The 25,970-nt window shown below is 64.5% G+C and carries 25 protein-coding genes; 22 read left to right on the forward strand and 3 right to left on the reverse strand.

The window, feature by feature from the left end; genetic code table 11:
* Positions 1-9 precede the first annotated feature (9 nt).
* Both DCM79_RS28275 and DCM79_RS28280 read right to left on the reverse strand, forming a co-directional pair.
* Complete coding sequence (locus DCM79_RS28275; protein WP_257177358.1) at positions 10-990, reverse strand: ABC transporter permease; 981 nt, start codon at positions 988-990, stop codon at positions 10-12.
* A gap of 102 nt (positions 991-1,092) precedes the next feature.
* Positions 1,093-2,688, reverse strand: coding sequence for an ABC transporter substrate-binding protein (locus DCM79_RS28280; RefSeq protein ID WP_257177359.1), 1,596 nt, complete (start codon positions 2,686-2,688; stop codon positions 1,093-1,095).
* Between the two features lie 304 nt (positions 2,689-2,992).
* Between DCM79_RS28280 and DCM79_RS28285 the strand changes: the two genes are divergently transcribed.
* The 6 genes from DCM79_RS28285 (at position 2,993) to DCM79_RS28310 (ending at position 10,720) form a co-directional block, all read left to right on the forward strand.
* Positions 2,993-3,250 (forward strand): DUF6489 family protein, encoded by a 258-nt coding sequence (locus tag DCM79_RS28285; RefSeq protein WP_028135213.1) that lies wholly within the window; start codon positions 2,993-2,995, stop codon positions 3,248-3,250.
* Positions 3,250-4,050, forward strand: a complete 801-nt coding sequence (locus tag DCM79_RS28290) for a triacylglycerol lipase (RefSeq protein ID WP_257177360.1) — start codon at positions 3,250-3,252, stop codon at positions 4,048-4,050. The genes DCM79_RS28285 and DCM79_RS28290 overlap by 1 nt, the downstream gene beginning before the upstream one ends.
* Before the next feature lie 48 nt (positions 4,051-4,098).
* Positions 4,099-5,649 (forward strand): wax ester/triacylglycerol synthase family O-acyltransferase, encoded by a 1,551-nt coding sequence (locus DCM79_RS28295; RefSeq protein ID WP_257177361.1) that lies wholly within the window; start codon positions 4,099-4,101, stop codon positions 5,647-5,649.
* A 10-nt stretch (positions 5,650-5,659) separates the two neighbouring features.
* The gene (locus DCM79_RS28300; RefSeq protein ID WP_257177362.1) at positions 5,660-6,655 is read left to right on the forward strand and encodes an alpha/beta fold hydrolase; all 996 of its coding nucleotides are present in this window, start codon (positions 5,660-5,662) and stop codon (positions 6,653-6,655) included.
* Positions 6,656-6,781: 126 nt separating this feature from the next.
* A complete protein-coding gene (locus DCM79_RS28305; RefSeq protein ID WP_257177363.1) occupies positions 6,782-10,015 on the forward strand; it encodes a bifunctional cytochrome P450/NADPH--P450 reductase in 3,234 nt (1,077 codons plus the stop codon).
* A 30-nt stretch (positions 10,016-10,045) separates the two neighbouring features.
* The gene (locus tag DCM79_RS28310; protein WP_257177364.1) at positions 10,046-10,720 is read left to right on the forward strand and encodes a spermidine synthase; all 675 of its coding nucleotides are present in this window, start codon (positions 10,046-10,048) and stop codon (positions 10,718-10,720) included.
* Positions 10,721-10,837: 117 nt separating this feature from the next.
* Here the strand turns inward: DCM79_RS28310 and DCM79_RS28315 are convergent, their stop codons facing one another.
* Entirely contained in the window at positions 10,838-11,752 is a 915-nt protein-coding gene (locus tag DCM79_RS28315; protein ID WP_257177365.1) for an alpha/beta fold hydrolase, read from the reverse strand.
* A 160-nt stretch (positions 11,753-11,912) separates the two neighbouring features.
* Between DCM79_RS28315 and DCM79_RS28320 the strand changes: the two genes are divergently transcribed.
* From DCM79_RS28320 to DCM79_RS28395, 16 genes are all read left to right on the forward strand, one after another.
* A complete protein-coding gene (locus DCM79_RS28320) occupies positions 11,913-12,296 on the forward strand; it encodes a hypothetical protein (protein WP_257177366.1) in 384 nt (127 codons plus the stop codon).
* Positions 12,293-13,375, forward strand: a complete 1,083-nt coding sequence (locus DCM79_RS28325) for an alpha/beta hydrolase (protein ID WP_257177367.1) — start codon at positions 12,293-12,295, stop codon at positions 13,373-13,375. The genes DCM79_RS28320 and DCM79_RS28325 overlap by 4 nt, the downstream gene beginning before the upstream one ends.
* The gene (locus tag DCM79_RS28330; protein ID WP_257177368.1) at positions 13,372-13,965 is read left to right on the forward strand and encodes a GNAT family N-acetyltransferase; all 594 of its coding nucleotides are present in this window, start codon (positions 13,372-13,374) and stop codon (positions 13,963-13,965) included. The genes DCM79_RS28325 and DCM79_RS28330 overlap by 4 nt, the downstream gene beginning before the upstream one ends.
* A gap of 201 nt (positions 13,966-14,166) precedes the next feature.
* A complete protein-coding gene (locus tag DCM79_RS28335) occupies positions 14,167-14,622 on the forward strand; it encodes a phasin (protein ID WP_257177369.1) in 456 nt (151 codons plus the stop codon).
* A 189-nt stretch (positions 14,623-14,811) separates the two neighbouring features.
* A complete protein-coding gene (locus DCM79_RS28340) occupies positions 14,812-16,098 on the forward strand; it encodes a DUF445 domain-containing protein (protein ID WP_257177370.1) in 1,287 nt (428 codons plus the stop codon).
* 198 nt (positions 16,099-16,296) lie between these two features.
* Positions 16,297-17,067, forward strand: a complete 771-nt coding sequence (locus DCM79_RS28345) for a triacylglycerol lipase (RefSeq protein ID WP_257177371.1) — start codon at positions 16,297-16,299, stop codon at positions 17,065-17,067.
* A gap of 96 nt (positions 17,068-17,163) precedes the next feature.
* The gene (gene paaX, locus DCM79_RS28350; protein WP_257177372.1) at positions 17,164-18,030 is read left to right on the forward strand and encodes a phenylacetic acid degradation operon negative regulatory protein PaaX; all 867 of its coding nucleotides are present in this window, start codon (positions 17,164-17,166) and stop codon (positions 18,028-18,030) included.
* Between the two features lie 75 nt (positions 18,031-18,105).
* Positions 18,106-19,098, forward strand: a complete 993-nt coding sequence (gene paaA / locus DCM79_RS28355) for a 1,2-phenylacetyl-CoA epoxidase subunit PaaA (RefSeq protein WP_257177373.1) — start codon at positions 18,106-18,108, stop codon at positions 19,096-19,098.
* 10 nt (positions 19,099-19,108) lie between these two features.
* Positions 19,109-19,396, forward strand: coding sequence for a 1,2-phenylacetyl-CoA epoxidase subunit PaaB (paaB, locus tag DCM79_RS28360; RefSeq protein ID WP_015687593.1), 288 nt, complete (start codon positions 19,109-19,111; stop codon positions 19,394-19,396).
* Between the two features lie 137 nt (positions 19,397-19,533).
* Complete coding sequence (paaC, locus tag DCM79_RS28365; RefSeq protein ID WP_257177374.1) at positions 19,534-20,310, forward strand: 1,2-phenylacetyl-CoA epoxidase subunit PaaC; 777 nt, start codon at positions 19,534-19,536, stop codon at positions 20,308-20,310.
* Positions 20,304-20,807: a 1,2-phenylacetyl-CoA epoxidase subunit PaaD gene (paaD, locus tag DCM79_RS28370; protein ID WP_257177375.1), complete on the forward strand. Its 504-nt coding sequence runs from the start codon at positions 20,304-20,306 to the stop codon at positions 20,805-20,807. Before paaC ends, paaD begins: the two co-directional genes overlap by 7 nt.
* A gap of 2 nt (positions 20,808-20,809) precedes the next feature.
* Positions 20,810-21,892: a 1,2-phenylacetyl-CoA epoxidase subunit PaaE gene (gene paaE, locus DCM79_RS28375; RefSeq protein WP_257177376.1), complete on the forward strand. Its 1,083-nt coding sequence runs from the start codon at positions 20,810-20,812 to the stop codon at positions 21,890-21,892.
* Between the two features lie 101 nt (positions 21,893-21,993).
* The gene (gene paaI / locus DCM79_RS28380) at positions 21,994-22,443 is read left to right on the forward strand and encodes a hydroxyphenylacetyl-CoA thioesterase PaaI (RefSeq protein WP_028135232.1); all 450 of its coding nucleotides are present in this window, start codon (positions 21,994-21,996) and stop codon (positions 22,441-22,443) included.
* 47 nt (positions 22,444-22,490) lie between these two features.
* Positions 22,491-23,822, forward strand: a complete 1,332-nt coding sequence (paaK, locus tag DCM79_RS28385; protein ID WP_257177377.1) for a phenylacetate--CoA ligase PaaK — start codon at positions 22,491-22,493, stop codon at positions 23,820-23,822.
* A 64-nt stretch (positions 23,823-23,886) separates the two neighbouring features.
* Positions 23,887-24,891 carry a zinc-binding alcohol dehydrogenase family protein gene (locus DCM79_RS28390; RefSeq protein WP_257177378.1) on the forward strand — a complete coding sequence of 335 codons (1,005 nt, stop codon included), beginning with the start codon at positions 23,887-23,889 and terminating at the stop codon, positions 24,889-24,891.
* 2 nt (positions 24,892-24,893) lie between these two features.
* Positions 24,894-25,970 (forward strand): YeeE/YedE family protein, encoded by a 1,077-nt coding sequence (locus DCM79_RS28395; RefSeq protein ID WP_257177379.1) that lies wholly within the window; start codon positions 24,894-24,896, stop codon positions 25,968-25,970.

Below are 25,970 nucleotides of genomic sequence, written 5' to 3' on the forward strand. Positions count from 1 at the left end.
GGAGCTGCCTTATGTGGCGCGGCCGACGGTCGCGCGCAGGCGCGGATCGACCACGGTGTAGAGGATGTCGACCACCAGGTTGATGGTGACGAAGATCAGCGAAACCATCAGCAGGTAGGCGGCCATGATCGGGATGTCGACGTTTTGCACGGCCTGCACGAACAGAAGTCCCATGCCCGGCCATTGGAATACGGTTTCGGTGATGATCGAAAATGCAATAACCGAGCCAAACTGGAGTCCGGCCACCGTGATCACGGGAATCAGCGTATTCTTCAGCGCGTGGCCGAAATGGATGGCGCGGGTGGTCAACCCCCGGGCACGGGCGAAGCGGATATAGTCGGTTCGCAGCACCTCCAGCATCTCCGCCCGCACCAGCCGCATGATCAAGGTCATCTGAAACAGGCCGAGGGTGATCGAGGGCATGATCAATGCCTTCAGTCCCGACAGCGTGAGCAGGCCCGTGCTCCACCAGCCGAGCTTGACCACCTCGCCGCGGCCGAACGAAGGCAACCAGCCCAATGTCACGGCGAACAGGTAGATCAGCAGAATGCCGATCAGGAAAGTCGGCAACGAGATGCCGACAAGCGAAACCGCCTGGAACAGCTTGGCAAGCAAGGTGTCGCGCCTGAGCGCCGAATAGACCCCCATCAGAATCCCGAACACCATTGCAAAGACGGTGGCGCAGATCGCCAGTTCCAGCGTGGCGGGCATGCGCTCCATCAACAAAGTCGAGACCGGCTGGCGGAACTGATAGGAGACGCCGAATTTGAACTGCGCGGCGTCGGCGAAATAGCGCACGAACTGCACCGGCACGGGATCGTCGAGGCCGAGCGATTTACGCACGATTTCGCGTTCGGCCGCCGAGGTGTCGATCGAGACGATCTGGTTGACGGGGTCGCCGGCGAAACGGAACATCGAGAAGGCTATGATGCCCACGGCGAACATGACGCCGATGGCCTGAACCGCGCGGCGAAGCGTGAAAGCGAGCATGCCTTCCACTATCCTTGGGTGCGTGCGGCCGACGATTTTGTCAGCCGGAAAAAGGAAAGGTCCCGGCCGCCTGGTGCGCCGGGACCTCGTGTTCGACTGACGCTATTCCTTCTTGGTCGCCCAGTGGAACATGACCAAATTGTCGGCGCGCTGCGGCAGGTTGACCTTCTTCGATACACCCCAGGCCAGTGCCTGCTGATGCAGCGGAATGTAGGCCCAGTCCGTGATGCTGATGTCGTAGGCCTGCTTGATCAGCTGGTTGCGCTTGGCGGTGTCGGTCTCGACCAGCACCTTGTCGGTGATGGCGTCGAACTCCTTGTTGCAATAGCCGCCGAGATTGGCCTCGCCGCGCGAGGATTTCGCATCGTCGCGGCAGCCCATGATGTCGTACAGCACGTTGTGCGAGTCCATCGTGCTCGGGGTCCAGCCCAAGAGGTAGAACGAGGTCTGGTAGCCGCCTTGCTTGAGCACCTTTGCGAAGTACTGCGCCTTCGGCTGCGCCAAGAGATTGATCTTGACGCCGATGCGGGCGAGCATGCCGACGACGGCCTGGCAGATCGCGGCGTCGTTGACGTAGCGATCGTTCGGGCAATCCATCGTGACCTCGAAGCCGTCGGGATAGCCGGCTTCGGTCAGGAGCTTCTTGGCGCCGTCAGGGTCGAATTTCGGCCGCGTGAACTCCTTGGACAGCGCAAACAGTTCCGGCGCGATCATCAGCGCCGACGGCGTCGACAGTCCGCGCATCACGCGCGTCTTGATCAACTCGATGTCGATCGCCTTGTAGAAGGCTTCGCGAACCCGGGCGTCCTTGAAGGGGTTCTTGCCCTTGATGTTGGAGTAGAGCAGCTCGTCGCGCGTCTGGTCGAAGCCGATGAAGATGGTGCGCAGCTCCGGCCCCTTCAGCACCTGGGCGTTCGGGCTGGAATCGACGCGGGAAATGTCCTGGATCGGCACCGGCTCGATGACGTCGACTTCGCCGGAGAGGAGTGCGGCGACGCGGGTGGCGTCGGAGGAAATTGGGGTGAAGACGATCTCCTTCAGGTTACCTTCCACCTTGCCCCAGTAATTGGGATTGGCCTTGAACACCGTCTTCACGCCGGGTTGATGGCTTTCGATGATGAAGGGGCCGGTGCCGTTCTCGTGCAGCGAGGCGTAGCTGGGCGTGGTCGCCGCCACCGGCGTCGGATCGACGACGTTGTTCGCCTCGGCCCATTTCTTGTCCATGATGTACCAGACATCCCACGAATTGTGCAGGATGGGATTGGGCGAGGGCAGGACGAAGTCGACGGTGTAGTCGTCGACCTTGACGACCTTGACGTCGGGCGCAAGACGGGTCTGCATGTTGGACCCCTTCTTGCGGACGCGATCGGCCGAGAACACGACGTCGTCGGCGGTGAAGGGGTCGCCGTTGTGGAATTTCACGCCCTTGCGCAAATGGAAGCGCCAGCGGGTCGGCTCGGGAGTCTCCCAGCTCTCCGCCAGCGCCGGAATGATCTTGAGGTCCTTGTCGCGCGCGGTGAGGCCCTGGTAGACGTGGCCGAGATGCGCGTGGGTCGTGCTCTCGTTGAGCGTGTAGGGATCAAGGGACTTCAGGTCACCCTGGTTGGCATAACGGAGCGTTTGGCTCGACGCCGGCGTGACCGCCAACGCAAGCGTACCGGCGAGCGTCGTCGCAAACAGACTTCGACCTGATGACATTCTTGACCCTCTCCACTCTGCCATGCCGATGATTTTTGATTGTTCGGCGGGGCTGATTGATCCATGTTGCCCAGAGTTCTCGACCGGTGCAAGCGCCATTCCAGCAAGGAACGCGCCAAGTTGCGCCGCTGTGCAGCAATGCAGTCCATGCCGTCCAGCATGGAAGATCGCCTCTTTCGACTTTGGTTGACCATACCGCCCGATTGGGGGACGGGGCACGCCGCGCCTGCATCAGGTCGCTTGCGTCGCAGCACAACTCGCGGCGATACTCCGCCAAGCGGCCCGAATCTCATCCGGAGGGGACATGAAAGTAAACATCGAAATCGACTGCACCCCCCTCGAGGCTCGCCAGTTCTTCGGTCTGCCCGACGTAGGGCCGATGCAGACGGCGGTGATGGACAAGCTGCAGCAGCAGGTGCTCAGCAACATCGAGAAGGTCTCGCCGGAATCGCTGATCCAGAGCTGGTTCACGTTCGATCCGAAGATCGCCGAGCGGTTTCAGGATATGTTCGTCACGATGGCCGGCCTCGGCGGCACGCGCAGCAGCGACAAGAAAAAATAGTGTCGTCCGGGCAGGAGGGGGCGCTGGAGAAAGGCCGGCTACGTCCGCCGGGCCTCGCCCTGTTGCTCGCAGAAGCCCGTGGCCTGCTCGAACTCAATGCAAGCCTCCTGCTGTCGCCGCTGCTGATGCGGGCGCCGAGGGGCGACGGCCATCCGGTGCTGGCGCTGCCGGGCTTTCTCGCCAGCGACCTCTCGATGGCGCCGATGCGGCGCTATCTCAGCGAGCTCGGCTACGAGACGCATGCCTGGCGGATGGGCCGCAATCTCGGCGGGCTGGGGCGGATGCGGGACGCGCTGCGCGCCCGACTCGCCGAGATTCATGCCGCGAGCGGGCGCAAGGTCAGCCTGGTCGGGTGGAGTCTCGGCGGCGTCTATGCCCGCGATCTTTCGCTTTGGGCGCCCGACATGGTTCGCTACGTCATCACGCTCGGCAGCCCTTTTGCCAATGACGTGCGGGCGACCAATGCCACGCGGCTGTACGAGGCGCTGTCCGGCGAGCGCGTCGAGGATTTTGCGGAAGCGCGCGAGGCGATCGCCGGCGATCTGCCGGTTCCGACAACCTCGATCTATTCGCGGGCCGACGGTGTGGTTAACTGGCGGACCTGCTTGTTGCGTCCCTCCGACCGCGCCGAAAACATCGAGGTGCACCTGGCGAGCCATCTCGGGCTCGGGGTAAATCCTGCGGCGCTGTGGGCGGTGGCCGACCGTTTGGCCCAACCGGAGGGGGAGTTCTCGCCATTTGACCGGGCAGGGCCGTTTGCCATTGCATATGCCCCGCCGGAACAGGCAATATCGGCCTGACGAGAAGCGCCGGCTAAGGCGCCCGTCAAATCGTTGCGGGAGGGAATTATGGCTGACGGTAAGAAGCTGTCGTCGCTGGACGCGTCGTTTCTCTATCTGGAAACACCTGAAATGCCGATGCATGTCGGGAGCATGGCGATCTTCCGCCTGCCCGACGACTACAAGGGCGACTTCTTCGAAGACTTCAAGGCGATGATCGTCTCGCGGCTGCACATCGCGCCAATCCTGAAGGCGCGGCTGGAGAAGGCGCCGCTCGACATCGACCATCCGTCCTGGGTCGAGGACGACCAGTTCGACATCGATCGTCACATCTTCCGCGCCAGCCTGCCGCAGCCGCGCGACCGCGCCACGCTTGAACGCATCGTCGGCTGGATGCATGCCAAGCTGCTCAACCGCGCCCGCCCGCTCTGGGAATTCTACGTGTTCGAGGGCATGAAGGACAACGAGGTCGGGCTCTATTCCAAGATGCATCATGCCGCGATCGACGGCGGCGCCGGCGCGGCGCTGACCAACATGATCTACGACATCTCGCCGATCCCGCGGAAGGTCGAGCCACCGACGGCGGGCAGCAAACCAGGGCAGGAGCCGCGCGACATCGCCGCGAACCTGCTGGATTCCTATCAGCAGCTGTTCAGCCAGCCGCTCGATGCTTCGCAGGCTGCGAAGAACCTTCAGCTGCCGCGCACCGGCAAGAGCGACATCGGCTCGATCCTGTTCGACAATGCGATGTATCAGATCGAGAGCGCGGTGCGCTTCGCCGGCAACATCCCCACCGTGCTCAAGAGCGTGTCCGACGTGCTCGGCAAGGTCGCCGATCCCAAGTCGCGCGAGAGCCTCGCCAGCATGGTGTCGCCCCCGACCATGCTCAACAAGACCATCTCCTCGGAACGAAGCTTTGCCGGCGTGTCGATCCCGTTGTCGCGGGCCAAGGCGCTGGCCAAACAGGCCGGCGGCAAGCTCAACGACGTCGTGCTGGCGCTGGCGTCTGGCGTCGTCCGCCGCTATCTGCTGCAGTATGGCACGCTGCCGGCGAAATCGCTGACGGCCGCGGTGCCGATCTCGCTGCGCGAGGAGGGCAACACCGAGGCGAACAACCAGGTGTTCGGCATGATCTGCTCGATCGCGACCAATGTCGACGATCCCAAGGCGCGGCTGGAAGCCATCATCGCGCAGTCGACCAAGTCCAAGGAGATGTCGCATCCCCTGCGCGCGCTGATGCCGCAGGTCTCCAACATCTCGATGCTGGGCGCGCCGATCATGGTGCAGATCCTGGCGCTGCTCTATAGCCGCTCCAATCTGTCGGACGTACTGCCCCCGGCCGCCAACATCACGGTGTCCAACGTGCCGGGACCGCGGCAGACGCTCTATGCCGCGGGCGCCGAGCTGCTGCACATTTTCCCGGTGTCGATCTCAACACACGGGCAGGCGCTCAACATCACCGTGCAGAGCTACCGCGACCAGCTCGATTTCGGCTTCATCGTCGGCGCCAACATCATTCCGCATGTGCAGGTGATGTGCGACATGCTGCCGGAGGAGTTCGCCGCACTGGAGGCGGCCTACGCGCCGCCGGCGGCCGACATCAAGGGTGCCGCTGAGTAGGAATGTTGCAATGATTGAAATGCCGCCGCTCAAGTTCGCGTCGACGAACGGAATCCGCATGGGCTATTACGAGGCTGGCCCGGCCGACGACAAGCCGCCGGTCGTGCTGTGCCACGGCTGGCCCGAGCTCGCCTTTTCCTGGCGCCACCAGATCAAGGCGCTGAGCGAGGCCGGCATCCGCGTGATCGCCCCGGACCAGCGCGGCTATGGCGCGACCGACCGTCCCGAGCCGGTCGAGGACTACGACATGGAGCATTTGACCGGCGATCTCGTCGGTCTGCTCGATCATCTCGGAATCGAAAAGGCGATCTTCGTCGGTCACGACTGGGGCGGCTTCGTCGTTTGGCAGATGCCTTTGCGGCACCCTTCGCGCGTCGCTGGTGTGGTCGGCGTCAACACCCCGCATTGGGACCGCGCCCCGATCGATCCCATCGCGCTGTTTCGCCAGCGCTATGGCGACCAGATGTATATCGTCCAGTTCCAGGATCCCGCGCGCGAGCCGGACAGGATTTTTGGCAACCGGGTCGAGCAGACTTTCGACGCCTTCATGCGCAAGCCGCTGGCGCGGCCTGCGGCGAAGCCGGATGAGCCGCCGATCGCAGGCGTCGGCGCCGCGGCAAAAACCAATCTGGCCTTCCCGCAGATGATCGCGGCTTACGATGCCAAGGTCGACCCGCGCACGCCGATCCTGTCCACCGACGAGAAGAAGGTGTTCGTCGACACCTTCACGAAGACAGGCTTCACCGGCGGCATCAACTGGTACCGCAACTTTACCCGCAATTGGGAGCGGTCGAAGGGCCTGGACCACCACGTCCACGTGCCGTCGCTGATGATCATGGCGGAGAACGACGCGGTGCTGCCGCCCTCTGCGGCGGACGGCATGGAGAATCTGATCGGTGATCTCGAAAAGTATCTGGTGAAGGACAGCGGCCATTGGACGCAGCAGGAGAAGCCGGAGGAGGTCAGCGCCAAGCTGATCGAATGGCGTAGAAGGCGGTTTAGCTAGCGCTCGTCATTGCGAGCGAAGCGAAGCAATCCAGAAATGTATTCGCGGAAGGCAGTCTGGATTGCTTCGTCGCTTCGCTCCTCGCAATGACGGCGGTGAATATCGAGGCAGGGGGAAGCACTTTTAATGTCTACCACGAATCGTCTGGACCCGATCCCGCATCCGCCGACCAAGCCCGTGGTCGGCAACATGCTGTCGCTGGATTCGGCTGCGCCCGTGCAGCACCTGACGCGGCTCGCCAAGGAGCTCGGTCCGATCTTCTGGCTCGATATGATGGGCTCGCCGATCGTGGTCGTCTCCGGCCACGATCTCGTCGACGAGCTCTCCGACGAGAAGCGCTTCGACAAGACGGTGCGCGGCGCGCTGCGGCGCGTGCGCGCGGTCGGCGGCGACGGCCTGTTCACGGCCGATACCAGGGAGCCGAACTGGAGCAAGGCGCACAACATCCTGCTTCAGCCCTTCGGCAATCGCGCCATGCAGTCCTATCATCCGAGCATGGTCGATATCGCCGAGCAACTCGTCCAGAAATGGGAGCGGCTCAACGCCGACGACGAGATCGACGTCGTTCATGATATGACGGCGCTGACGCTGGACACGATCGGGCTATGCGGTTTCGACTACCGCTTCAACTCCTTCTACCGGAGCGACTATCATCCCTACGTCGAGTCGTTGGTACGCTCGCTCGAAACCATCATGATGACGCGCGGCCTGCCGTTCGAGCAGCTCTGGATGCAGAAGCGGCGCAAGACCCTCGTCGAAGACGTCGCCTTCATGAACAAGATGGTCGACGAGATCATTGCCGAGCGCCGCAAGAGCGCGGAAGGGATCGACGACAAGAAGGACATGCTGGCTGCGATGATGACCGGCGTCGACCGTTCGACCGGCGAGCAGCTCGACGACGTCAATATCCGCTACCAGATCAACACGTTCCTGATCGCGGGCCACGAGACCACCAGTGGCCTGTTGTCCTACACGCTTTATGCGCTGCTCAAGCACCCCGAGATCCTCAAGAAGGCCTATGACGAGGTCGATCGCGTCTTCGGCCCCGACGTCGATGCCAAGCCGACCTATCAGCAGGTGACGCAGCTCACCTACATCACGCAGATCCTGAAGGAGGCGCTGCGGCTGTGGCCGCCGGCGCCGGCCTATGGCATCTCGCCGCTGAACGACGAGACGATCGGCGGCAAGTACAAGCTTCGGAAGGGCACGTTCACCACGATCCTGGTGACCGCGCTGCATCGCGATCCCTCCGTCTGGGGTCCGAATCCCGATGCCTTCGATCCCGAGAATTTCAGCCGCGAGGCGGAAGCGAAGCGGCCGATCAATGCCTGGAAGCCGTTCGGCAACGGTCAGCGCGCCTGCATCGGCCGCGGCTTCGCCATGCACGAGGCCGCGCTCGCGCTCGGCATGATCCTGCAGCGCTTCAAGCTGATCGACCATCAGCGCTACCAGATGCATCTGAAGGAGACGCTGACGATGAAGCCGGAAGGCTTCAAGATCAAGGTGCGTCCGCGCGCCGATCGCGAGCGCGGTGCCTATGGCGGACCGATTGCGGCCGCCGGTTCGGCGCCGAAGGCGCCGCGCCAGCCGACGGCCCGGCCCGGCCACAACACGCCGATGCTGGTGCTCTACGGCTCCAATCTCGGCACCGCCGAGGAGCTGGCGACGCGCATGGCCGACCTTGCCGAGATCAACGGCTTTGCGGTGCATCTCGGCCCGCTCGACGATTACGTCGGCAAGCTGCCGCAGCAGGGCGGCGTGCTGATCATCTGCGCCTCCTACAACGGCGCGCCGCCTGACAATGCGACGCAGTTCGTCAAATGGCTTGGCGGCGATTTGCCGAAGGATGCCTTTGCCGGCGTGCGCTACGCCGTGTTCGGTTGCGGCAACAGCGACTGGGCCGCGACCTATCAATCGGTGCCGCGCCTGATCGACGAGCAATTGTCGAAGCATGGCGCGCGTGCGGTCTATCCGCGCGGCGAGGGCGATGCACGCAGCGATCTCGACGGCCAGTTCCAGAAATGGTTCCCGGCCGCGGCCCAGGTCGCGACCAAGGAATTCGGCATCGACTGGAATTTCACCCGCACCGCCGAGGACGATCCGCTCTATGCGATCGAGCCGGTCGCGGTGACCGCCGTCAACACCATCGTCGCGCAGGGCGGTGCTGTCGCGATGAAGGTGCTGGTCAACGACGAGCTTCAGAACAAGGCCGGGCCCCATCCGTCCGAGCGTTCGACGCGGCACATCGAGGTGCAGCTGCCGGCCAATGTCAGCTACCGCGTCGGCGATCACCTCAGCGTCGTCCCGCGCAATGATCCGACGCTGGTGGATTCGGTGGCCCGTCGCTTCGGTTTCCTGCCCGCCGACCAGATCAGGCTGCAGGTCGCCGAGGGGCGCCGCGCCCAATTGCCGGTCGGCGAGGCCGTGTCGGTGGGCCGCCTGCTCAGCGAGTTCGTCGAGCTGCAGCAGGTCGCGACCCGCAAGCAGATCCAGATCATGGCCGAGCATACCCGGTGCCCCGTGACCAAGCCGAAGCTGCTGGCCTTCGTCGGTGAGGAGAGCGAGCCGCTCGAGCGTTACCGCGCCGAGATTCTCGCCAAGCGCAAATCGGTGTTCGACCTGCTGCTCGAATATCCGGCCTGCGAACTGCCGTTCCACGTCTATCTGGAAATGCTCTCGTTGCTGGCACCGCGCTATTATTCGATCTCGTCCTCGCCGTCGGTCGATCCCGCGCGTTGCAGCATCACGGTCGGCGTGGTTGAAGGGCCGGCCGCCTCAGGGCGCGGGGTCTACAAGGGCATCTGCTCGAACTATCTCGCCAATCGCCGCGTCGGCGACGTGATCTACGCCACCGTGCGCGAGACCAAGGCCGGCTTCCGGCTTGCCGAGGATCCGTCGGTGCCTGTTATCATGATCGGCCCGGGCACGGGCCTCGCGCCGTTCCGCGGCTTCCTGCAGGAGCGCGCCGCGCGCAAGGCCAAGGGCGCGGTGCTCGGGCCATCCATGCTGTTCTTCGGCTGCCGCCATCCCGATCAGGACTTTCTCTACGCCGACGAGCTCAAGGCGCTGGCCGCCAGCGGCATCACCGAGCTGTTCACGGCGTTCTCGCGGAGCGACGGACCGAAGACCTATGTGCAGCACGTGCTGGCCGCGCAGAAGGACAAGCTCTGGCCGCTGATCGAGCAGGGCGCGATCATCTATGTCTGCGGCGATGGCGGCAAGATGGAGCCCGACGTGAAGGCGGCGCTGGTCGCGATCCACCGCGAGAAGAGCGGCGGTGACGCGGCCGCCAGTGCACGGTGGATCGAGCAGATGGGCACGAACAACCGCTATGTGCTGGATGTCTGGGCGGGTGGCTGATTGTTCGCCCGATCGTGCTAAACCCCGGGGATGATTCCCTGGGAAAAGATCGACACCGCAAAAATCCCCGGCTCCGACGAGGAGCTCCGGCTGATGCGGCGTGGCAAGGAGTTCTCCATCAAGCTCGGCACCAACGAGCTGATGAACAACCGCCTGTCCGGCTCGGAAGCCGCGCTCGCAACGCTGGCAGCGAAGCAGATCGAGAAGGTCGCCAAGCCCGTCGTCCTGATCGGCGGCCTCGGCATGGGCTTTACGCTGCGTGCTGCGCTCACGGTGCTCGGCCCCAAAGCGAAGATCGTGGTGTCCGAACTGGTGCCGGCGGTGGTGACCTGGGCGAGAGGTCCGATGGCGGAGGTCTTCGGCGACAGCCTCGATGATGCCAGGGTGAAGATCCGGGAAATCGACGTCGGCGAAATCATCCGCCCGCAGCGGTCGGCCTTCGACGCCATCCTGCTTGACGTCGACAACGGGCCGGAAGGGCTGACCCGCAAGGGCAATGACGCGCTCTATAGCGCGAGCGGGCTCGCGGCAGCGAAGACGGCGCTGCGCCCGGGCGGCGTGCTCGCGGTCTGGTCGTCGGGACCCAACCCCGCCTTCACCAGGCGTCTTCGCACCGCCGGCTTCGACGTCAACGAAGTCAATGTCCGCGCCACCGGGCGAGGCGGCGGCGCGCGCCACGTGATCTGGATCGCGAAAAGACTGTAGGGTGGGCAAAGCGAAGCGTGCCCACCATCTGCATGTGGTGGGCACAGCGCGCAAAAAGGGCGCGCTTTTGCCCACCCTACGATATGCGTTGCTCGACTGGATACTTGATGAGTCCGATCAGGCCGCCTGCGCCGCCGCGCCATGGGCGTGCTTGTCGATGGCGTTGATGATCTCCGGCCAGAACCGCATCGGCAGCGCGTGGCCCATGCCTTCGATCATCAGCAATTTGGCGTTCGGGATCGACGCCGCGGTGTCCTTGCCGCCTTCGGGACGGACCAGCGGATCGACGGTGCCGTGAATAACCAGCGTCGGCACCTGCACGGCGTGCAGACGCTCCTTGCGGCTGCCGGACGCCAGCACGGCGCGGAGCTGACGGCCGACGCCGGCCGGATTGAGTCCGCGCGCGAAGACGCGCTCGGCACGCTCGAGATCGAGCGCTTCCTCCTCCGGAAAATTTCCGGCGCGCAACACTTTCCAGGTCTGGCCGTAGCGGACGATGAACTCCTCCTTGCTGCGCGGCGGCGGCGCCATCAGCATTGCGGCGGCCTCGCGCGAAGGCGGTGGAATGCGCGGATTGCCCGTGGTCGACATGATCGATGTCAGCGAACGGACGCGGTGCGGAAACGACAGCGCCACCTCCTGGGCAATCATGCCGCCCATGGACGCCCCGACCAGATGCGCCGACTTGATGCCGAGCGCATCCATCAAGCCGACCGTGTCCTTCGCCATGTCGATCAGCTTGTAGGTCGCGGCGACGGGAATCCTGAGGAAGCGCAGCTTCAGCAGCTCGAGCGGCGTCAGGCGCTTGCCGCCGGTGAGATGGCTGGACTTGCCGATATCGCGATTGTCGAAGCGGATCACGCGGAAACCCCGCGCGGCAAGCTGCTCGCAGAACGCATCGTCCCAGTGGATCATCTGCGCGCCGAGACCCATGATCAGCAGCAGCGGTTCGGCATTGTCGTTGCCAAAGATCTCATAGCAGATGTCGATGCCGTTGGCGCGGACGGTCTGGGGCGGCTGATGGGTGGTCACGGGTCCCTCCTGCTGACCGGTATTGTATCGCACGGTTTGCCGCCACAAAGAAGCGGCGTGCCGAGCAGCGCGTGCGCTTGCCGGTTGACCGGCATCGCGCAACGGTGTGGTATGGCGAGAAAAGAAGGGCATCGCAGCTCTCGTTTTCAGGAGGACGCCGATGACCGACAAGACCAACGACCCCGTTGCCATGTGGCAGAAGATGGTCGGCGAGATGGAGAAGGGGTTCAACTCTTTCGCCAACCAGGCCATGTCGTCGCCGGAATTTTCGCAGGCGATGAACCGCGCCGGTGGAGTTGCTGCAGGTGCTCAGAAGCAGCTCGGCGAGCTCATGGAGAAATATCTCGTCACGATGAACCTGCCGAGCCGGGAGCAGGTCACGGGTCTTGCGGAACGGCTCCAGTCGGTCGAGGCTCAGATCGGCGAGATCAAGGCGATGCTGAGCCGGATGGCGGCGAGTTCCGGCATCACGCAAGGCTACGACGGCACCCCGCGGCCGCCACGGACGAAGCGCCCGCCTTCCGAGCCCGGAGAGCCGACATGAACGGGCCGGCGGGACTCGACCTCGCGTCCATCCCGGAGCGGATCCAGAGCGAGGTGCAGCGCGCCATCCAGCGCAGCATCAAGGGCGTTGAATATTTCTCGACCTCGGGCCCTTCGCTCGGCTCGACTCCGAAGGACGTGCTGCATTCGCGCGGCACCATGAACCTTTATCATTACCGGCCGATGTCGGACGAGATCTACCGCGTGCCGGTGCTGATCGTGATGGCGACCACCAATCGCGGCTACATCCTCGATCTCGTCCCCGGGCAGAGCTTCATCGAGTTCCTGCTCAAGCGCGGATACGACGTCTACATGCTCGACTGGAGCGCGCCGCGGCCGGAGGAGAAGAGCCTGCGGATGGAGGACTATGTCCTCGACTTCATCCCGGATTGCGTCCGCCGCGTGCAGGCCGATTCCGGTGAGCAGGACGTCTCGGTCATCGGCTATTGCTTCGGCGGCGTGCTGTCGCTGCTGTACGGCTCCATCCACAAGGACGGGCCGATGAAGAACCTGATCTGCTTCACCACGCCGATCGACTTCCGCGAGATGAAGCTGTTCTCGAACTTCTCCGACCGCCGCTATTTCGACGTCGACCGTCTCGTCGACAGCGTCGGCAACGTGCCGCCGGAGATGATCCTGTCTTCGTTCGAGATGCTGCGCCCGGCCTCACGCACGGTGAGCCAGATCCAGCTCTGGGAGAACATCTGGAACGACGAGTTCGTCAAATCCTACCGCATGTTCGATCGCTGGGCGACCGACACGCTGCCGCTGGCCGGCGAATATTTCCGCACCATCACCAAGGACCTGATGTGGGACAACAAGCTGTTCAACGACACCATGTCGGTCGGCGGCCGCACGGCGAAGCTCGAGAACATCACGGTGCCGATCCTGCATGCGGTCGCCGAGCACGACCACATCGTGCCGTATGAGGCCGCCAAGCACCTGATCGCGAAGATCGGTTCTGCGGACAAGGAAGAGGTGATCCTGAAAGGCGGCCACGTCTCGCTGGTCGCGGGCGCCAACGCCGTGAAGCGGCTATGGCCGAAACTGGATTCCTGGCTGGGAAAGAGATCGACATGAGCGAGCAGCGTTCCTATCCGCGTCACGTCACGACGGACGCCGGCGATATCGAGATTCGTCTGATGGCGCCCGCGGACGAGGCCGCGGTGCTCGCCTTCGGCAAGGGTCTGCCGACCCACGATTTGCTGTTCCTGCCGCGCAATATCAGCGAGCCGAAAGTGCTGTCGGCCTGGGTCAAGGAGATCGAGCGGGGCGCGATCACGAGCCTGCTCGCGGTCAAGGACGGCAAGGTCGTCGGCTGCGGCACGCTGGTGCGCGATCCCCATTCCTGGTCGCCCCATGTCGGCGAGATCCGGATGGTGGTCTCGCTCGATGTGCGCGGGAAGGGGGTGGGGCGGGCGCTGTCGCAGCAGACCTTTGCGCTCGCACTCGGGGCGGGCCTGGAAAAGCTGTCGGTTCAGATGACGGTCGACCAGCAGGCGGCGATCGCCGTGTTCGAGAGCCTTGGCTTCAAGGCGGAAGCGCTGCTGCGGGACCACGTTCGGGACGTCGACGGCAAGACCCATGACATTGTCGTGCTCGGTCACAACATCGCGCAGGTCCAGGCCCAGATGGAGGCCTATGGGCTGCCGGGCGCAGTGCAGCACTAGGGACCGCCAAAAAGCGCGGTGGCGCTGTGAGACCAAAGAGGCATCATGATGCCTCACGTTCAGGCTAATCACGAGTTCGTGATATCGCAGTGCAATATCTATATTGCATTGCACAATTAACTATGTCATATAAGTCGTGCCCCGGGCCAACGCGGACGGGGTGAGCCCATAGCTCAGACCAATGAGGATGGAGAGAACCCCATGACCACTGAAACCAACAGCGCTTTCGAGGGCTTCAAGGACGCTTTCAAGAACATCCAGAATCTGGAAGTTCCCGAGGCCGCCCGCGAGTTCGTCAAGAAGACTGCCAACACCGCCAAGGACCGTGCCGCCGAGGCTTTCGCAGGCTCCGAGCGCGTGACCGCCGCCGTCGAGAACGCGGTGACCGAATCCGTCGCGGAAGCCGGCAAGATCAGCCGCAACATCCAGCAGGCGATCTACGAGGACGCCGAGGCGTTCCTCTCGAGCATCGACAAGCTCGCCTCCGCCAAGTCGTTCAGCGAGGCCGTCGAGATCCAGTCGGGCCTGCTCCGCTCGCGCGGCGAAGTGTTCGTCTCGCGTGCCAAGGCGACCGCCGACTATTTCGGCAAGCTCGCTGCCAACGGTGCGAAGTCCGCTCAGGACAATTTTGCCAAGGTCTACAACAAGACCGCCTGATCAGGCGCCCTGAGTGCAAACTGAAATTTGAGGCCCGCTTCGGCGGGCCTTTTGTTTCTTGCGCAGCAGCCGCCATCGTCTCCGCCGTCATTGCGAGGAGCCCTTGCGACGAAGCAATCCAGAGTCGTTCCGCGGAAAGATTCTGGATTGCTTCGCTTCGCTCGCAATGACGAGTATTGTGACGCAGTGATGACTCCACCTGCCACCTTCACCTTCGACACCCCCGGCGATGCTGAACGCGCGGCCGAGTTGCGCCGCGTCAAGGCGCTGGCGACGCTGGTGCTGGCCTCGACGCTTGCGCTCTTCATCGTGGCAAAATGGCTCCTGCCGGTGCACCCGTTGTTCGGCTTCATCGCCGCCTTCGCGGAAGCCGCGACCATCGGCGGCCTCGCCGACTGGTATGCCGTGGTTGCGCTGTTCAAGCGGCCGCTCGGCCTGCCGATCCCGCATACCGCGATCATCCAGAGCAACCAGGCCCGTATCGCCGACAAGCTCGGCGAGTTCATCCAGGTGCATTTCCTCGAGGCCGGTCCCGTCGAGGCCAAGCTTAAGGAGATCGATTTCGGCTCCTTCATTGCCGACTGGCTGCGCGACCGCAAGCGCAGCGATGATCTTGCTCGCTTCGCGCTACGCCTGTTGCCCGAGGCCTTCTCGGCCACGGAGACCTCCGGCTTGATGACCTTCATCATCCGCCGCATGTCATCGCAGCTCCAGGCGATCGACCTCGCGCCGCTTGCCGCCGGCACGCTGCGCGGCTTCGTGGCGGAAGGACGCCACCAGATCCTGTTCGACGATCTCCTGCGGGTGATGCACGAGACGCTGAACCAGAAGGAGACGATGGCGATGATCCGCGAGAAGGTGCGCGCGGAATTGCCGACCCTGCTCAGGCTCTACCGCGCCGACAAGTTTCTGGTGAACAAGATCGTGGCGTCCGCCACCGCGTTCTTCAACGAGGTGCGCAGCGATGTCACGCATCCGTTCCGCGGCGAGTTCGATCGCATGGTGCTGAGCTTCGTCGACCGGCTCGGCACCGATCAGGCCTATATCGACCGCATCGCCGGATTGAAGCGTGACCTGCTGGCGCGGCCGGAGCTCGCCGATCTTGCGCGCACGGTCTGGGCCAACACGCGCTCGTTCATCGAGCGCAGCGCGAGCGGCGAAACGCAAGTGCTGCAGCATCATCTCGCCGGCATGTTCGTCGCGGCAGGCGAAGCGCTCGCCGGGGATGCCGAGCTGCGCGGCGAGATCAACAAGGGGCTGGTGACGGTGTTGCGCAGCTTCATTGCCGATCAGAAGAGCGGCGTTTCGATCTTCATCTCCGATCAGGTCAAGGCGTGGGATATGGCGCAGCTGATCTCGCTGATCGAAATCAACATCGGGCGCGACCTGCAATACATCCGCTTCAACGGCTCGCTGATCGGCGGCCTCGCCGGCCTGGCGCTCTATTCCGTAGAATTCCTGCTCCGATGGCTGTGACTTTTGCGTCACGGCTTCCGGCATTAGCACACAAGCCTATTGTCGCCTGGGCGCGCCCCGGCTTCAATGCCGGGAACCGGCTGCGCGGCTGATTCATGCTGCAATGCGGAACGATCAAGAAGCCGGAGGGTTGGAATTCAGATGCTTTGCCGGCCTCGTCCCGGCGTCCTTTATCAGTTCTTCCGAGGGGAAACATTGATGACCGCTACTGCCCAGACGCTGCGTCCGCCGTCCCGCACCCTGATGTTTCTGGAGGGACGCGCGATCCACGAGTTCGGCGCATTCCTCGGCGCACTTCCGCTGCTGAGCCTCGCGCCGCGCGGCGATGGGCACCCCGTGCTGGTGTTGCCGGGCCTCGTGGCCTCGGACGCGTCCACACGTGCGCTGCGTTCGTTTCTGACCAGCAAGGGCTACGCGGTGAGCGGCTGGCGCCAGGGCCGCAATTACGGCCTGCGCGACGGCGTGCAAAACGCGATGGTCGATCTGGTCGAAGAGCTCAGCGAAACGCACGGCCGCAAGATCAGCCTGGTCGGCTGGAGCCTCGGCGGCCTCTATGCACGGCAGCTCGCCAAGATGATGCCCGACCGCGTGCGCCAGGTGATTACGCTCGGCAGCCCCTTCGCCGGCAATCCCCGCTCCACCAACGCCTGGCGCGTCTATGAATGGGCCAGCGGACGGAAGGCCGATGAGGTCGATCCGCGGTTTGGCGGCGAGCTCGCCGTCCCGCCACCGGTGCCGACCACCGCCATCTTCAGCCGCACCGACGGCGTCTGCGCCTGGCAGGGCTGCATGGAGAAAGCGGGAGCGCAGACCGAGAGCATCGAGGTCGAGAGCAGTCATTGCGGCATGGGCCATCATCCCGCCGTGGTCTATGCGGTGGCCGATCGCCTCGCGCAGAAGGAAGGCCAGTGGCGCCCGTTCGATCGCAGCGGCTGGCGCAGCCTGGCGTATCCCGATCCGCATCGGTGATTCCTTCTTCGCCTCTCACCGCCTGCGGGGAGAGGGAGACCAAGAGCGTCTCCCCGTCCATTGTCGCGCCGCCACCAAACGCGCTATGCCTCGCGCATGGCGCATCCGCTCTCCCGCATCATCGACCAGCTCAAGCGCGAACCGTCGCGCACCGGCTCCATCGTCATCACCGTGTTCGGCGATGCCATCGTGCCGCGCGGCGGCGTGGTGTGGCTCGGCACGCTGCTCGAATTTTTCGAGGGTCTGGACATCGATAGCGGCGTCGTCCGCACCGCGATGTCGCGCCTTGCAGCCGATGGCTGGCTCGCCCGGGAGAAGGTCGGTCGCAACAGTTTCTATCGGCTTGCCGACAAGGGACGCCAGACGTTCGAAGCCGCCACGCGCCACATCTACGACCCGCCGCCATCGGACTGGACCGGGCGCTTCGAGTTGCTGCTGATCGGCAACGGCGAGGATCGTGACGTCTCGCGCGAGGCGTTGCGCAACGCCGGCTTCGGCAGTCCGTTGCCGGGGGTGTGGGTCGCGCCGTCGGGCTTGCCCGTGCCCGAAGAAGCCGCGGGCGCGATCCGGCTCGAAGTCTCGGCGGAGGACGACAGCGGGCGCCGCCTCCTCAGCGCGAGCTGGCCGCTGCAGCGCACCGCCGACGCCTATCTGAAATTCATGACAACGTTCGAGCCGCTGCGCGCCGCGATCGCGCGCGGTACGGAGCTGTCCGAGACCGAGGCCTTCACCGCGCGCATCCTGCTGATCCACTATTACCGCCGTGTCGTGCTGCGCGATCCGCTGCTGCCCGAAAGCCTGTTGCCGGCGGACTGGCCGGGCAGGGCGGCGCGAGAGCTTTGCGGCGAAATCTATCGCGCGCTGCTTGCGCCGTCCGAGCAATGGCTCGATGGTCATGGAACCAACGAAAAAGGGTCCTTGCCGCCGGCGCGAAAACTCCTGGAGCGGAGGTTCGAGGCCTGAGTTTATGTTACAGAAATATCTTGCATGAACTAATTCTTGTTATATATTGCCTCTCAATCAATCGGGAGGATGCGCATGTATACCCAGGCGCTGAACACGGCCGAGACCGACGACCGCGGTCTTGAGGACGCGGCCAAGGCTGCGCAGTTCCAGGCCCGCATCGACGCCGAGGAGCGCATCGAGCCGAATGACTGGATGCCGGCGGCCTACCGCAAGACGCTCACCCGCCAGATCTCCCAGCACGCCCATTCCGAAGTCGTTGGCATGCTGCCGGAAGGCAATTGGATCACGCGCGCGCCGACGCTGCGCCGCAAGGCCGCGCTGCTCGCCAAGGTGCAGGACGAGTGCGGCCACGGCCTCTATCTTTACGCCGCTGCCGAGACGCTTGGCGCCTCCCGCGAAGAGCTGGTCGACGCGATGCTCGCCGGCAAAGCCAAATACTCCTCGATCTTCAATTATCCGACGCTGACCTGGGCCGATATCGGAACCATCGGCTGGCTGGTCGACGGCGCCGCGATCATGAACCAGATCCCGCTGTGCCGCTGCTCCTATGGCCCCTATGCGCGCGCGATGATCAGGGTCTGCAAGGAGGAGTCCTTCCACCAGCGCCAGGGCTACGAGATCATGCTGACGCTGTGCCGGGGCTCGGACGAGCAGAAGGCGATGGCGCAGGACGCGCTGAACAGGTGGTGGTGGCCGGTGCTGATGATGTTCGGCCCGCCCGATGCGGCGAGCCAGCACAGCGACACCTCGACGAAGTGGAAGATCAAACGCTTCTCCAACGACGAGCTGCGCCAGAAATTCGTCTATGCCACCGTGCCGCAGGCGCAATATCTCGGCCTCACCATTCCCGATCCCGGCATGATTCAGGATGCCGACGGGCACTGGCGCTACAGCGAGATCGACTGGACCGAATTCAAGCAGGTGCTCGCCGGCAACGGCCCCTGCAATCGCGACCGCATGGCCGCGCGCCGCAAGGCCCATGCGGAGGGCGCCTGGGTACGTGAGGCGGCCGCAGCCTATGCGGTGAAGCGCGCGCAACGCCAGACCGCGCAAGCCGCGGAATAGGGAGACCAATATGGCCACGCCGAACACACCGCTGTGGGAAGTCTTCATTCGCAGCCGCAACGGGCTCGCGCACAAGCATGTGGGATCGTTGCATGCGAGCGACGCCACCATGGCCCTGCAAGCCGCCCGCGACATCTACACCCGCCGCGGCGAAGGCCTGTCGATCTGGGTCGTGCCGTCGAGCGCGATCACCGCGAGCGATCCCGCCGAGAAGGGCATGATGTTCGAGCCGGCGGAATCGAAGATCTATCGCCACCCCACATTCTACGAGGTGCCCGAGGAAGTCGGGCATATGTAGCGCTCTCTCCCCTCATGGTGAGGAGCGCGAAGCGCGTCTCGAACCATGAAGGCCCGTGAACTGCGGCCATCCTTCGAGACGGCGCTGCGCGCCTCCCCAGGATGAGGTCGGAACAAGTGGCAAGATGGATAGGACAGATGCCCGTCGCCAACATCGAAGTCTCCGAGACGCCGCTGGTGCTCTACACGCTGCGCCGCGCCGACGATGCACTGATCCTCGGCCACCGGCTGTCGGAATGGTGCGGGCATGCGCCGATGCTGGAAGAGGACATGGCGCTCTCCAACATCGCGCTCGACCTGATCGGCCAGGCGCGCGAGCTCTACAGCTACGCTGCCAAGGCCGAAGGCAAGGACAACGACGAGGACAAGCTCGCTTACTTGCGTGACGTCAGGCAGTACCGCAACCTGCTGCTGGTCGAGCAGCCCAACGGCGATTTCGCCCAGACTCTGGTGCGGCAGCTCTTCTATTCCGCGTTCGCCGACCTCTACTGGCGTGCGATGATGACCTCGCGCGATACGACGCTGGCGGCGATTGCCGCCAAGTCGGAGAAGGAGAGCGCCTACCACCTGCGCCACGCTTCGGAATGGCTGATCCGGCTCGGCGACGGCACCGATGAGAGCCACGCCCGCGCGCAGGCCGCAATCGATCACCTCTGGGCCTTCACCGGCGAGATGTTTGAGGTGGACGAAGGCGAGCGTGCCCTGATCCAGGCCGGTATCGCCATCGATCCCGGGCTATTGCGCGGTCGCTGGCTGCAGACGATCTCCGATGTCGTCAGCGAAGCCACGCTCGTCCTGCCGCAGAATGATTGGATGCAGCAGGGCGGCCGTACGGGCCGGCACAGCGAGCATCTCGGCCATCTCCTGTCCGAGCTGCAATCGATGCAGCGCACCTTTCCGGGGCTGACATGGTGAGCGTGCTGGAGCGCGATAGCGAGTTGCGCCGGCGCGCCTGGGACGCGGCGGCGAGCGTGGTCGATCCGGAGATTCCGGTCTTGACCATCGCCGATCTCGGCGTGCTCCGTGAGGTCTTTCTCGACGGCGACCAGGTCGAGGTCGAAATCACCCCGACTTACTCGGGTTGTCCGGCGATGAACATGATCGCGCTGGAGATCGAGCTGGCGCTGGAGCGCGCCGGTTTCCGTCATCCGAAGGTGCGAACCGTGCTGTCGCCGGCGTGGACCACCGACTGGATGAGCGAGGACGGGCGCCAGAAGCTGCGTGCCTACGGCATCGCCCCTCCGCAAGCGTCGAGCTCGCGCCGCGCGCTGTTCGGCACCCAGGCTGTGGCCTGCCCGCAATGCGGCTCTGAGAACACCGAGCTGCTCTCCGAATTCGGCTCGACCTCCTGCAAGGCGCTGTGGCGCTGCAAGTCCTGCCGCGAGCCTTTTGATTACTTCAAGTGTCATTGATCATGTCAGCAGCCGCACCACGCTTCCATCGCCTGGCCGTCAGCGACCTCCGCCGCGAGGCCTCCGACGCCGTGTCGATGACCTTCGCCATCCCCGGCGAGCTCGCTGGCGATTACGTCTTCACGCCTGGCCAATATCTCACGCTGCGCACCATGCTGGACGGAGAGGAGGTGCGCCGCTCCTATTCGATCTGTTCCGGCCCTGATGACGGCGAGATCCGCATCGCCGTGAAGAAAGTCGATGGCGGCGCATTTTCGAGCTGGGCAGCCGAGGATCTCAAATGCGGCGACGAGCTCGACGTGATGACGCCGACCGGCCGCTTCGGCGTGGTCCCCCCGGCAGACCGGGCGCGCATTCATGTCGGCTTCGCCGCAGGCTCCGGCATCACCCCGATCCTGTCGATCGTGAAGGGCGTGCTCGCGCGCGAGCCGGACAGCCGCTTCTTCCTGTTCTACGGCAACCGCAGCACCGACAACATCATGTTCCTCGAAGCATTGGAGGAACTGAAGGACCGCTTCATCGATCGCCTCTCGCTCTTCCACGTCATCTCCGGCGAGGAGCAGGACATCCCGATCCTGCATGGCCGGCTCGACGGCGATAAGGTGAGGGTGTTGCTGCGCTCGCTGGTGCCGGCGGGAAGCGTCGATCATGTCTATATTTGCGGGCCGCTTGGCATGAGCGAGGATATCGAGGCCACCTGCCGCACGCTCGGCATCGCGAAGGATCGCATCCATGTCGAGCGGTTCGTCTCCGAATTCGGCGGCAAGCCGCGGCCGAAGAAGGCGGTTGCCCCCGATGCGCCGCCGAAAGCGATCGCCTCGCTGATCATCGACGGCAAGCGCCGCGAGGTGCCGGTGGCCGAGGACGAAGCGATCCTCGACGCCGCGCTGCGCGCCGGCGTCGATCTGCCCTTTGCCTGCAAGGGCGGCATGTGCTCGACCTGCCGGGCCAAGCTGGTCGAAGGCGAAGCGCCCATGGACATCAACTATTCGCTGGAGCCGTGGGAGCTCAAGGCGGGCTTCGTCCTGACCTGCCAGGCCAAGCCGTCGTCGGAGCGCGTCGTGGTCGATTATGACCATGTCTGACAGGGCGCATCAGTGCCTGGCGATGCAAATGCGTCGCATTATTTGACAGGCTTGGCCAACCAGCAGAACATCATGTGCAAGCATTTGACCGGGAGAGGCGAGTGAACCTCAAAGCCGCTTTGTCGCCTGAGAATGTTGCCCGCGCCTGCGCCGAGGCGATGTGGGCGGAGGACGACGCCTCCAAGGGACTGGGCATGGAGATCGTCGAGATCGGTCCGGGCTTCGCGACGCTGGCGATGACGGTGCGGCCGGACATGGTCAACGGCCAGCGCATCGCCCATGGCGGCTTCATCTTCACGCTGGCCGATTCCGCCTTCGCCTTTGCCTGCAACTCGCACAACGACCGCGTCGTCGCGGCGCAGGGCCAGATCACCTTCATCAAGCCGGGCAGGCTCGGCGATCGCCTCGTCGCGAAGGCGCGTGAGGTCACGCGCGGCGGCCGCTCCGGCATCTATGACGTGCGCGTCACCGTCGGCGACGTCGTGATCGCGGAGTTTCGCGGACATTCGCGGGTCATTCCCGGAACCTGGCTGCCGACCCAGGAGCCCTAGAACAAACAAGACAACAAAAAGAAAACCGATGATGTGGGGAAACGAAGATGAACCTGACGAGGCTCGAGCAAGGCGGCCGCGCCTATAGCCCGGAGATGGACGCGCATGAGCGCGCCTCGCGCGACGAGATCATGGCGCTGCAGAAACAGCGGCTGGCCTGGTCGCTGAAGCACGCCTACGACAACGTCACACATTATCGCAAGGCGTTCGACGCGGCCGGTGTGCACCCGTCCGATTTTCGCGAGCTATCCGATCTTGCGAAATTTCCGTTCACCGTGAAGACGGATCTGCGGGACAATTACCCGTTCAACATGTTTGCCGTGCCGCGCGAGAAGCTGGTGCGCGTGCATGCCTCCTCCGGCACGACGGGCAAGCCGATCGTGGTTGGTTATACGCAAGCCGATATCGACACCTGGTCGGAGGTGATGGCGCGCTCGATCCGCGCCGCCGGCGGCCGCACCGGCATGATCATCCACAACGCCTACGGCTATGGTCTCTTCACCGGAGGGTTAGGGGTGCACTACGGCGCCGAGAAGCTCGGCTGCACCGTGGTGCCGATCTCCGGCGGCATGACCGAGCGGCAGGTGCAGCTCATCAACGATTTCCGGCCCGACATCATCACGGTGACGCCGAGCTACATGCTGGCGATTCTCGACGAGTTCAAGCGCCAGAAGCTCGATCCGCGCCAGTGCTCGCTCAAGGTCGGCATCTTCGGCGCCGAGCCCTGGACCAACGCCATGCGCGGCGAGATCGAGGACGCCTTCGACATGGACGCGACCGACATCTATGGCCTGTCCGAGGTGATCGGCCCCGGAGTCGCGCAGGAATGCATCGAGACCAAAGACGGCCTGCACATCTGGGAGGATCATTTCTACCCCGAAGTGATCGATCCCGAGACCGGCGCGGTGCTGCCCGACGGCGAAAAGGGCGAATTGGTCTTCACCTCGCTGACCAAGGAAGCGTTCCCGGTGATCCGTTATCGCACCCGCGACCTGACACGGCTGCTGCCGGGCACAGCACGGCCAGGCATGCGCCGCATGGAGAAGGTGACTGGGCGCTCCGACGACATGATCATCCTGCGCGGCGTCAATTTGTTCCCGACCCAGATCGAGGAGGTCCTGCTCGCGACCGATTGGTGCGGCGGCCACTTCATCCTGGAGCTGACCCGCGAAGGCCGCTTGGACGAGCTCACCATCATCGCCGAAGCGCGATCCGAGAGCTGGGATGGCCGGGGCCTCGTCGACCACGCCGACCGGATTTCGACCCACATCAAGAACACGATCGGGATCAGCTCGAAGGTGAGGGTGGTTGCGCCCGACACGCTGGAACGCTCGCTCGGCAAGGCCAAGCGGCTCTACGACAAGCGGCCCAAGGACTGACCGGACGGATTGACTCGATCGGCTTCAGAGGCGACAAGGCCCGCGAGGAATCTCGGGTCCTTTCATGTCGTCACTGGATGCCAAATCCGTCGAAGCGCGCTGCGTGCGCCTCAAGGCCAAGGCCGAAAACGCCGCCGCGCTTGCGCCGATAGTCGAGCGCCACGCGCTGAAGCGCGGCCCGAACGATCTCCTGATCGAGGTGAAGGCTGCCGCCGTCAATCCCTCCGACGTGAAGGCCGCGACCGGGCTGATGCCCTATGCCGTGTTCCCGCGCACGCCGGGCCGCGATTATGCCGGCATCGTCATCGACGGGCCGGCCGGCACGGTCGGCCGCGAGGTGTTCGGTTCCTCCGGCGATCTCGGCATCCGCCGCGACGGCACCCATGCCAGCCATCTCGTGGTCGAGGCCGACGCCGTGGTGGAGAAGCCGAAGACGGTGTCGTGGGAGGAGGCTGCCGGCATCGGCGTGCCCTTCGTCACCGCGATGGAAGGCTTTCGCCGCGCGGGCTTGCCGAAGAAGGGCGACACCGTGCTGGTGTTCGGCGTCAACGGCAAGGTCGGCCAGGCCGCGGTGCAGATCGCGACGTGGCAGGGCGCAAGCGTCATCGGCGTGGTCCGCAAGGCGGAAGCCTATGAAGGCCACAGCAACGCGCCGATCGAGGTGATCGATGCCTCCGCGACCGACGTCGCCGCGCGCGTGCGCGAATTGACCGGCGGCAAGGGCGCCGACATCGTCTTCAACACGGTGGGCGATCCCTATTTCGAGGCAGCGCACAAGTCGCTCGCCTTGCGCGGTCGCCAGATCCTGATCGCCGCGATCGACCGCATCGTGCAGTTCAACATCCTCGAATTCTACCGGGGACAGCACACCTATGTCGGCATCGATACGCTCGGCCTGTCCTCGACGGCGACCGGCGCAGTGCTGCGCGACCTCGGCCCGGGCTTTGCGAGCGGCCACCTCAAGCCGTTCCCGATCAAGGCGAATGCCGTCTATCCGCTGGAGCGCGCCAAGGAGGCCTATGTCGCCGTCGCCGGCTCTTCGCGCGACCGGGTGATTCTGAAGCCGTAATCATGGAATCGTCCGAACTCGTCATCCTCGCCGGCCTCGGCATCGGTCTCGTCTACGGCGCCGTGGGTCTGCTCAGCGGCTTCTGCCTGATGAGCAGCATGCGCGGCTGGCTGGCCGAGGGAGACGGACGGCTGGTGCGGACCTATGCACTGGCGATCGCGGTGGCAATTGCCGCGAGCCAATTCCTCGCCGGCAACGGCATCGTCGATCTCGGCAACACCATCTACCTGCAACCATCGTTCTCGGCGCCGGTGCTGTTCCTCGGCGGCCTGCTGTTCGGTTACGGCATGGTGCTGTCGAACGGCTGCGGCTCGCGCGCGCTGGTGCTGCTCGGCCGCGGCAATCTCCGTTCCTTCGTCGTCGTGATCGTGCTCGCTATCGCTGCCCAAATGACACTCAAGGGCCTGATCGCGCCGGCGCGCATCGCGCTGGTTCAGGCTTCGCAAACGACCGTCAACGCGAACTCGCTGCCGTCCTTGCTGGCGACGCTCGGTCTGACGGAATCGCTCTCACGCGTGGTTGCCGCTGCGGTGATGGTCGTCGCGCTGATCCTGTTCGCTTTCGCGCACTCCGGGTTCCGCCGCTCGCCCGGCCAGATCGCAGCGGGGACCATCGTCGGCCTCCTCGTCGCCGGCGGCTGGGTCGTCACCGGCCATCTCGGCGCCGACGACTTCAATCCGATCCCGGTGACCTCCCTGACCTTCATCGCGCCGATCGCCGACAGCCTGCAATACGCCATGCTCTCGACCGGCCTGACGCTGAACTTCGGCATCGCCACGGTCGCCGGCGTTTTCGCCGGCAGCCTGGTGACGGCGCTCGCAACCCGCCGCTTCAAGCTCGAAGGCTATTCCTCGCCGCGCCACATGCTGCGCTCGGGCAGCGGCGCGGCGCTGATGGGGATCGGCGGCGTGATGGCGTTCGGCTGTTCGATCGGGCAGGGGCTGACCGGCATGTCGACGCTCGCGCTGGGCTCGTTGGTCGCGCTCGCCGGAATCGTGCTCGGCACGACGGCGGGCCTGCGCGGCGCGCTACGGGTTCAGCCGGTAAAGGCCGCCGAAGCGGGCTCGACGATCGCCTGA

Origin of the sequence: Bradyrhizobium sp. WBOS07, assembly GCF_024585165.1 — a bacterium.
Taxonomy (GTDB): Bacteria; Pseudomonadota; Alphaproteobacteria; order Rhizobiales; family Xanthobacteraceae; genus Bradyrhizobium; species Bradyrhizobium japonicum_B.